At 53.7% G+C, this 8337-nt stretch carries 7 protein-coding genes; 6 read left to right on the forward strand and 1 reads right to left on the reverse strand.

The genetic code is table 11. The features are described from left to right. Positions 1-292: 292 nt before the first annotated feature. Positions 293-1081: a hypothetical protein gene (locus ACFTOW_RS14235; protein ID WP_379916825.1), complete on the reverse strand. Its 789-nt coding sequence runs from the start codon at positions 1079-1081 to the stop codon at positions 293-295. 122 nt (positions 1082-1203) lie between these two features. On the opposite strand from ACFTOW_RS14235, the gene ACFTOW_RS14240 reads away from it, so the two are divergent. From ACFTOW_RS14240 to ACFTOW_RS14265, 6 genes are all read left to right on the forward strand, one after another. Continuing rightward, positions 1204-1998, forward strand: coding sequence for a hypothetical protein (locus ACFTOW_RS14240; protein ID WP_379916827.1), 795 nt, complete (start codon positions 1204-1206; stop codon positions 1996-1998). 635 nt (positions 1999-2633) lie between these two features. Continuing rightward, positions 2634-2960 (forward strand): DUF6626 family protein, encoded by a 327-nt coding sequence (locus ACFTOW_RS14245; protein ID WP_379916829.1) that lies wholly within the window; start codon positions 2634-2636, stop codon positions 2958-2960. 118 nt (positions 2961-3078) lie between these two features. Continuing rightward, positions 3079-3237, forward strand: coding sequence for a hypothetical protein (locus tag ACFTOW_RS14250; RefSeq protein WP_379916831.1), 159 nt, complete (start codon positions 3079-3081; stop codon positions 3235-3237). Positions 3238-3740: 503 nt separating this feature from the next. Further along, positions 3741-4610: an HAD-IA family hydrolase gene (locus ACFTOW_RS14255; protein ID WP_379916833.1), complete on the forward strand. Its 870-nt coding sequence runs from the start codon at positions 3741-3743 to the stop codon at positions 4608-4610. Between the two features lie 47 nt (positions 4611-4657). Continuing rightward, positions 4658-7081: a glycosyltransferase family 2 protein gene (locus tag ACFTOW_RS14260; RefSeq protein WP_379916835.1), complete on the forward strand. Its 2424-nt coding sequence runs from the start codon at positions 4658-4660 to the stop codon at positions 7079-7081. Between the two features lie 57 nt (positions 7082-7138). After that, entirely contained in the window at positions 7139-7993 is an 855-nt protein-coding gene (locus ACFTOW_RS14265) for a sulfotransferase family protein (RefSeq protein ID WP_379916837.1), read from the forward strand. The last annotated feature ends 344 nt before the right edge of the window (positions 7994-8337 follow it).

An 8337-nucleotide genomic window follows, 5' to 3' on the forward strand; every position in this document is an offset into this window, starting at 1 on the left:
CGTGAAATGGCTGCCCGCGATGCCGTGAAACGCGTGCCCGAGATCACGCGAAATCACTGCCCAACTTCCGCGAAATGCGCACCCTACGAGACCCCACCCCCGCGTTCTCATCCTGATTGACGCTGGATTCTCAGCCTGTTTGTCGCGCGGCAGCTGCCACCGTAGAGTCGGCAAATACCAAGTCTTGCACAGACCTTGGTCTATGACGTTCTGCGAATGTCATGGGATGTCCTTTTAAGATGCGTGGGAAAGAAAACTGCGAGACAGGTCATGCCCCGCAGTTTTAAGGGCTTCACTCAGCAGGGATGGCTTCGCCGTTGAGGCGCAGTTTCGGAGACATGGACGCGAACAGCTTGGGTGCAAAGGTTTTGACATCCTCCGCCCGCCGCTTGGCCACATCCGCCGCTTCCAACCCTTTTTGATCATCCTGGGCTTTTTGATCGAGGTACTTGCCCGATGCGATCAGCACCGTGTCGATCACCTTGGCCTCATTGTTGCCAAACAGCAGATCGCCCGTGCCATCGGGATTGCAGCGGATCAGCCCTACTACGTAATCCTCGTCATATTCGCTGTTGGGCTGGATGAATTCTGGCAGGTCAAAGGACGCCACCGGGATGCGGGCCATGTTCAAACCCGCCACCGCGATCTGCTTGTAGTCATCCGACGTCATTGCCTTGCCGTCTTTGATCTTCGGCAAGCGGCGTACTTCTTCGACGCCCCCACATTCTTGAATATAGCTGGTTAGGCTTTGCTCTGCGGGTTTGAGATCATGTGCAATCGTCAAAAGCCGTGAATAGGCCATTTCCCTATTGCCCTCTTTGCCAAACACATAGCGGATCACCTTGAGGCCAAGGCTGGTACTGGTGCGTGGCTTCATATTGCGGTCCGTGAGCAGCGCATTCAAAGCGCGACGCTTGGCGGTGTCGTCTTTCATTTCGGAAAAAACGGCGTAGCAACGCTCAAGGATCGCGTAGAGTTCGTCATTGGAGGCTTTGAGAGTACCTTCCTCCCAGGCAGCACGGGCGACTGAGATTTGGTCAAGAGTGCGTTCGAGTTGAACTTTATAATTGGTATCAGACATAGGTTGTCCTTTCTGTCAGGCAGCCAAAGGCCCTCGGACGGAAGGCCTCACGCTGTCGCGAATCGACAACGCACCTTCACTGTGCTGGACAACCAACCCCGTTGGCTTACCTAACGAAGGTGTTGGAACTCGTTGAGTCACGTGGCCAGCCCCACAGAAGCCGGTCACGTCCTGCGCCGACCTTCAAACACGCGCCGCCCCAGTTTCATCAGTATACAATTGTCAACAAAGCACCGAACCCGCCATATCGCGGAGCACCTCTTTGGAAATGCTCTGTTTTTTACTACTGGTGGCAGTATCTGAGGCATAATCAAGATTACCGTGACACCTGCATAAACGGCGGCGTCGGTCCTTGTGCCAGGCTTTATCGTGACTTTGGCAACATCTACCGGCAAACGTTTCGGGAATGGTGGGGCGTGCACCATTACCTTTTTGCTGAGCAGCCTGCAGCGGCTTTCACCCGCGACAATCACCGCTTCGGTGATGCTGCTCAAATTGTTGACGTGCAGATCGATGTGTCATTAGGTCCCGAAGCTGTAGAGCGCAGCCTTAAGGAGTTGCACACACAGTTGCTGTTCCCTGATCGCAGAGCCCTGCACCGCTCCGCTGCGGTTTATCCGGTGGCGCGCCGCCCTGTCTTGGTGAACCTGCATCGCCACTTGGCCGTCCACAAATGCCGCTTGCGCTTTCCAGATGTCCCGGATGAAAACATCGCAGATCGCATGGGGCTCAACGCCGCTGAGCAAGCCAATGGCATATCACGCAGTTATCTGCAGCGGCTGGGACATTCCACACGTGATATCGACATCGAGCTGAGGCGCGCCAAACGCAAAGCCGTGCAGCATGATTTGCGCTGCGCACGCTTGCTCATCGAGGGTGTTGGCAGAGGTGAGTTCCCGGTGCGCACCAACGGGTAGTCTTTGTGTTAGGTTGATCGACCTTTAGGCGAATAAATCAAGGCAATAAACAACTCAAAACAGATTAACCTGACAGGCTAAATTTGGCGGATTCCTGTTTGATATCATAGGGTTGCGAAGGCTTCTTCGACCAACCCCCAAAAAAGTTTACTGTGTTAAACCTGTAAACGAGTTTACTGTGTTCTCTCAGCAAACTGCCCCAAAAGCCGAAGATTCTTTAGGTGTTTTGCTTGGGAGAACGCAGCGCAGGGCTAGAATGCCTGAAATTTTGACAGTACTTTTGCTTGCTTGTTGTGAGCGTGCATCCTCTCCTGAACTTGCTGACCACAACACGAGCCACCTGGCGCACTTCGAACATTTGGCCGAGGACGATGTTTGCGCAAGAATGTGCCCGCTGCCCAAGCATTCGCCTTTGACTGCTGTCGAAGTAGTGGTCACTGCACTTTAGGTGCTGTTTCTGCAACGTAGCCCTGCCCATCGCTCATGGGCAGCACATGGGCGCATACTCGGGGCGCATACTCGGGGAATAGTTTGGCATCGCAAAACTCCTTTGAAGTCACGCTATGGCCAGACCCGCTTCAAGAACAACTGGATTTAGATAAATATCTGTGAACATGAGATAATTTGGAGGTGTCATGAGTATAAAACTGCTTGAACATATTAGAGATGAACTGATCAGTTCAGGAGCGGCGGCCAACACCCCAGAGTTTTGTCGTGCCTGGCTGGGACGCAGTGAGGGGTATATCCGAACATTGCGCAATCACGGCACAGGGCCAAGTGTGGAAACGCTTGCGATCTGTGCGCACAAACTGGGCTACTATGCAGATCGACTTCGCGGGAGTGAGAGAGCAGATCATCGCGCATGGGTTGAGCGGCTTGATAGGCTCAAACTGTTGTGTGACACAGCCATTGCCCGCCACGCGGAGGCGGTATGGCGCGCGCCAGACAGGATGTCGGCATGATCGCCTGCTCGAAATGGGTCCTGTGGCCCAAAAATTTGGTCGCGCAGTTTTTGGCTGGGAAGTACTTATCAAATCAGCCTGGTGATTTTGCATCACCCCATCTTCTGCGGGTGTGGGCATGAAATGGCGACAGATCACCGGCAAGGCAGAGCCAAAACGTCAAGCACCGCCACGGTCCAACAACGCACCGCAGGAGCACCCCGACGCCAAGCAGCGCCGCAAGCCCAAGCCAAAGCCACAACCGTTCAATACGCCAAAACCGGATGAGTTGAGTTGATGGCGCCTCACGCACGCTGAGCGGGCTCTACAGCAGTCAGGTTCTCTGTGGGATGGGTCAGTGTGCCCGCGCACCCGGGTTGGCGCTGTGCGTGCGAAAACAGCGCATTCTTCACAAAAGCGTCACAGTCCGTACTGTTCATGCGCGGCTCCACATAATTGATTGATATACATAGCTAAAATGGCATTTCGCAGCCGACTGCTCGATCCCACGTGCCATACTCGCCGACATTTGCCAATCGCCGGTGCTCAAATTGCGCGCATACCAGCTATCTACACTCACAGCGCACGAACATGGCAAGACAAGCTTGTCTATTGCGGTGAACGATGGGGCCACCAGGCTAAAATGCTGTAGATTCACTACCAACCGCCCAATTTGAGGCGAGAGTGCCCCTGCTGACGGCGCTCAGGACCCCAACAGGCTTGTAAAAACAGAATAAGTCGTTGTCGATATGGGACTGGTTGGTTAAGGTTGCAGTAGCACTGCAGAGAAGGAAACAAGAGATGACCCAGGTCCTGAGGATCGACCATCACTATGAAGATCTTCAGAAGACTGATGACGTGCGGGCCTTCTACACTGAGCGGCAACGCTGCGAGGCGATCGTTGAAGCGATCTGCGATGCGGCAATCAAGAAGAAGGTCCAGGTGATCTCGTACGACGTTTTTGACACGGCGCTTCTTCGGGAGTGCAAGTCTGAGGCGCAGCGGTTTTGGGACATATCTGAGCGCTTCATCACCCAGTGTCGCGAAGAAGGAAACTTGGTCTCTTTCGAGGCCGAGGACGCTGTCCTGGCGCGCGCAACGGCGGCCAGAGCAGCCTACTCTATCTCGCGCAGCATTGCCGGCAACAGAGAGGGCAGGTTCGACGACATCGCACGAACGACCTGCGATCTACTCGGCCACCCTGAACTCACCGATGCCTACGTCGCTAACGAATTGGCGTATGAGTTGACTGCTCTCGTAACCAACCCGCTGCTTGGTATGGTGGCGGACGCCCTTCCGCGGACGCGTCTGATCTTCGTGTCCGACATGTACTTGGAGAGTGCGAAGATCACGCACCTGCTGATGGAAAAGTTTGGGCCCAAGGTGGTCGGGCGAGTTTACTCCTCTGCAGACGGCATTGGGAGCAAACGAACCGGTGGCATCTTCAGCTACCTGGAGGAAACGCTGCGGGTCTCGGGTGACAAAATTCTTCACATTGGCGACAGCCTCCATTCGGACTACAAGATGCCGAAGGCCAGTGGGTGGAACTCTTTTTACTTGCCCCTGCCAGACAGTGAAAAGAAGCGGCGTCGGGATTGTTATGACGCCGTGAAAGATCGCTTTGCGCAGACTGGCGTCACCCTAGAAAAATACCTGCATTTTAACCTGTGAGCCTAGTCCCCATGAAGCCGACCTCAACCCGCCAATTTGGGCACGATATGCTCGGCCCAGTGATCAACATCTTCATGGCAAGGCTACACGCGTATCTACGCCAGTGCGACGATGCAGATCATAAGGTGCTTTTCGCCCTACGGGCCGGAGTGCGCATCAAAGACCTTTACGAGACTTGGTTGAGCGCCCGCAATGCATACCAGCCGACAAACCTATTCCTGCTCCGAGCGTCGCGCATGATGGCCATTAAAGCCGCATACCATGCAGCGCCGACCCTTGCAGTCACAGCCCTCGGCCGTGAGCTTCAGGGAGCGTCCTTAAACGACATCATAAGCTGCCTTCTGCACCAGGATGTGATCTCTGGTCGATGCCCCGAGCCGCCGAAGGTGCAGCAGATGCCGTTGCACGACTTCATAAAAAGCGAAGACCAAGCAGCAAAACTTGTTCGACGCTACTTGAGCCGGCAGTCGGACCTCTACGCCAGCTACCTCAATCGCCTGGCAGACAATGCAGAGCGCCTCATCTTGGTCGATTCTGGCTGGCGCGGCACTACTCAATTTCTTTTGGAGCAAGCCTTCCCCAACTACGAATGGGAGGGCTTATACTTCGGCTGCATTGGTGGGATTGAAATCCTCGGCCGTGGCACTGGGCCGAAGCACGGCCTCATGTTCGACAGCGACATCTATCAGCCAGACAAGCCTGAGACAGCCTTTGTTATCCACCGACACCTAATAGAGAGCCTCTTCGAGCCGGGCATCGCGTCTATTGAGCACATCGAGCCGGGAGACACCGAGCGCAAGCTTGGGACCGCCGATTTGGTCAAGAACGAACTTCGGGAAAACTGGGACGACGCCTACGATGGCGTCCGTGCCTACTTGAACACCCATGCCAGCGATCCGTTGTCTAAGGCAACGAGCGACTACCAAGTGGCAATGGAGCGCCTAGCAGAACTTCTCTGCTATCCCACTAAAAACGACATCCAAAATGCATGTGGGAAGATGCGCTCGCACGACCTCGGTCGGTATGGCGCAACTTCATCAGTGATGCCTGCAAGGGATCGCTTCGTTGGCGACAGCTCCGAACTTCGTATTGAACAGGCTATCTGGAAGACGGGGCAAGCGGCGCTTGAATACTCTGCAGAAAGGGCTGGAGCCGCCCAGAAAAAGATTGTGTCCAGCTTGATGGGAAGCACGGCTGAACAGTATTTTACAGCCCCTACGGACGACACTGCGGCAGAAGCAGCGGCTGGGCGGATCGCGATCATTACGCGGACCAAGGATCGTCCGCTGCTTCTGCGTCGCGCTGCTGAAAGTGTCGCGTGCCAGACTTACGACAACTATTCCTGGGTCATCGTCAACGACGGCGGAAGCCTTGAGGACGTTCAACAGGTTCTCGATGATGCTGCGGTAGACCCAACTAAGATAACCATTTGCTCGAACTCCAAGAGCCTCGGTATGGAAGCGGCCTCTAACGTCGGCATCAGGGCTTGCGAGTCCGAGTACGTTGTAATCCACGACGACGACGACAGCTGGCACCCAGACTTCCTGAAGGAAACGGTCACGTTTCTCCGCCAGAACCGCAAGGTGTACAGCGGCGTGATCACGAAGACCCTGCATGTGTCCGAGGAAATACTTGGCCATTCCGTAATCGAGCATGGGCGAAGACCATACATGGACTGGGTTCAGAACGTCCAGATTTCCGAGATGGTCATCGGCAATTTTTTTCCGCCGATCGCTTTCGTGTTCCGCCGCGACGTTTGGGAGCAACTCAAAGGCTTTGACGAGAATTTGCCGGTGCTGGGCGATTGGGACTTCAACCTTCGCTTCCTGACGAAAGCCAACATCGGCGTTCTGCCGAAAGCGCTAGCCTACTATCACCACCGAGATCGCGGCAACGGCGGCGGAAATTACTCGAACTCTGTGATTGGCGGGCTGAGCAGGCACGCAGCCTATAACGCCATCGTCCGCAACAAATACATCCGCTTAGCTGGCACCGAAAGTGAATACGCGGCTCTCGCCGTGCTGATGGGCACAGCCTATAGTCACGAAGACACTCGGCATAGGCTGAATAATGTAAAGGATCAGGTTATCGCGACAAACGGTCAACCCGCGCCAACAAAGATTACTGATATCGAAGCCTTACGAAGGGAAATCGCTGAGGCTAAAAATGCGGCCGCACAACTGCAAGAGGAGCTCGATCGCCGCTGGATCATGCTGCACATGGCAGCATCAGTAATTACCAAGGCAAAGAAACTCGATGTGAAGGCGCCAGAACTCTTCTCCCAGTTTTCAGAACATTTAGACGAGTACATTAATTCAACACCACTCAATCCACCACCAGACTTCAACGATGACAACTATATGAAGCGCAACAGCGATGTCGCCGCAGCAGCTTCACATGGCCAGGTCAAAAGCGGGTTTGACCACTACATTAAATTTGGTAAAAATGAAGGCCGCCCACGAAATGGTTGACAGAAAAACAAGGCTTTTACCTGACTATAGAAGCTGCCAATCTGCAAGATAACAACTATGACCAAATCGGGCGCAGGACCTATGACAAAATCGAGCGCAGGACCCAAAATTGATCCCAATATCATCGAGGGTCTTCTTTCAGCCAAGTTTCCAAGGGTAAACTATTTGACCCATATAGATAACAACCGGAGGTTGGTCTATGTCGAAACACCGAAGGTTGCTTGCACATCAATCAAGAAATTCATGATGGACCAATATGTTGGTGGGGTATTTGACCTACCAAACGTAAATGACGTTCATCGACGTGAGATTTCGCCTTTAAAGCAACTCACTACGCTTTCACCGGAAGAAGCTAAAGCGATTTGGAGTAAAGAATACCGGCGCTTTTCTTTTGTGCGCAATCCGTTCGCGCGGCTTCTGTCGGGATATCTCGATAAATTGGTGACGAACGAATTTGAGCGTCAGCGCCATTTGCCGATGATGGGTTTTGCACCGGATTCAAAACCGACGCTCGTCGAGTTTCTTGAACGCCTCGTCAAAAAATCCGATGCCGAGCGTGACATTCATTTCGCCACACAATCATCGCTGTTGATGGTCGATGCGGTCGAATATGATTACATCGGACGCTTCGAAGGATTCAAAGAAGATTTCCTAAGACTTCAGGCAACCTTTTATGGAATTGACCATCCTACAGAGAGTTACGAAGTCTTCGGAAGACATCACGCTTCGAATGCGCACGAGAAGATTTTTCAGTATTACGGCCCAAAGGAAATTGAACTCGTGCGAGAGATCTACCAAACAGATTTCCGGCTATTCGGTTACTCAGAAGCTATAACTCAAGCAAGTCACTGCGAACAGCCAGTGAAGGTAGAGCAGCTGAGTTTGAAGTTACCATCGGCGGGGTCGATCTAGCCATGAACAGGGCCAAGCGCCGAAATATGATTATCCGGGATGGAACAACTAAAGGCAAGTCAATGTGAAAAACCGAGCTAAAGCCGCCCGAATTCTAAGGAGCCCCTTGACATAATGAACGAACGCATCGTTGACGGTCAGATTGAACGCCAGCAGGCCATTGCCGAGTTGAGGGCTGCTCTGGACGCTGGGGGGTCCCTTCGCGATTTGTGTGGGTTAAGGCGCACTGGCCTGTTCAGGGGCGCACCAGATGTTGTTGTAACGACGTGAGGCGCGTCTGGCGCGGAGACTTCCGATATCGCAGCGCCTGACGCGCCGGAACTATTTGCCTCTGCCACTTCCCA

This window comes from Lacimonas salitolerans, assembly GCF_042677865.1.
Classification (GTDB): domain Bacteria; phylum Pseudomonadota; class Alphaproteobacteria; order Rhodobacterales; family Rhodobacteraceae; genus Lutimaribacter; species Lutimaribacter salitolerans.

Bases quoted from the DNA above. Each gene is read 5' to 3' on its own strand.
- ACFTOW_RS14235 (WP_379916825.1), bottom strand. From the start codon at position 1,081: ATGTCTGATACCAATTATAAAGTTCAACTCGAACGCACTCTTGACCAA.
- ACFTOW_RS14245 (WP_379916829.1), top strand. From the start codon at position 2,634: ATGAGTATAAAACTGCTTGAACATATTAGAGATGAACTGATCAGTTCA.
- ACFTOW_RS14250 (WP_379916831.1), top strand. From the start codon at position 3,079: ATGAAATGGCGACAGATCACCGGCAAGGCAGAGCCAAAACGTCAAGCA.
- ACFTOW_RS14255 (WP_379916833.1), top strand. From the start codon at position 3,741: ATGACCCAGGTCCTGAGGATCGACCATCACTATGAAGATCTTCAGAAG.
- ACFTOW_RS14260 (WP_379916835.1), top strand. From the start codon at position 4,658: ATGCTCGGCCCAGTGATCAACATCTTCATGGCAAGGCTACACGCGTAT.
- ACFTOW_RS14265 (WP_379916837.1), top strand. From the start codon at position 7,139: ATGACCAAATCGGGCGCAGGACCTATGACAAAATCGAGCGCAGGACCC.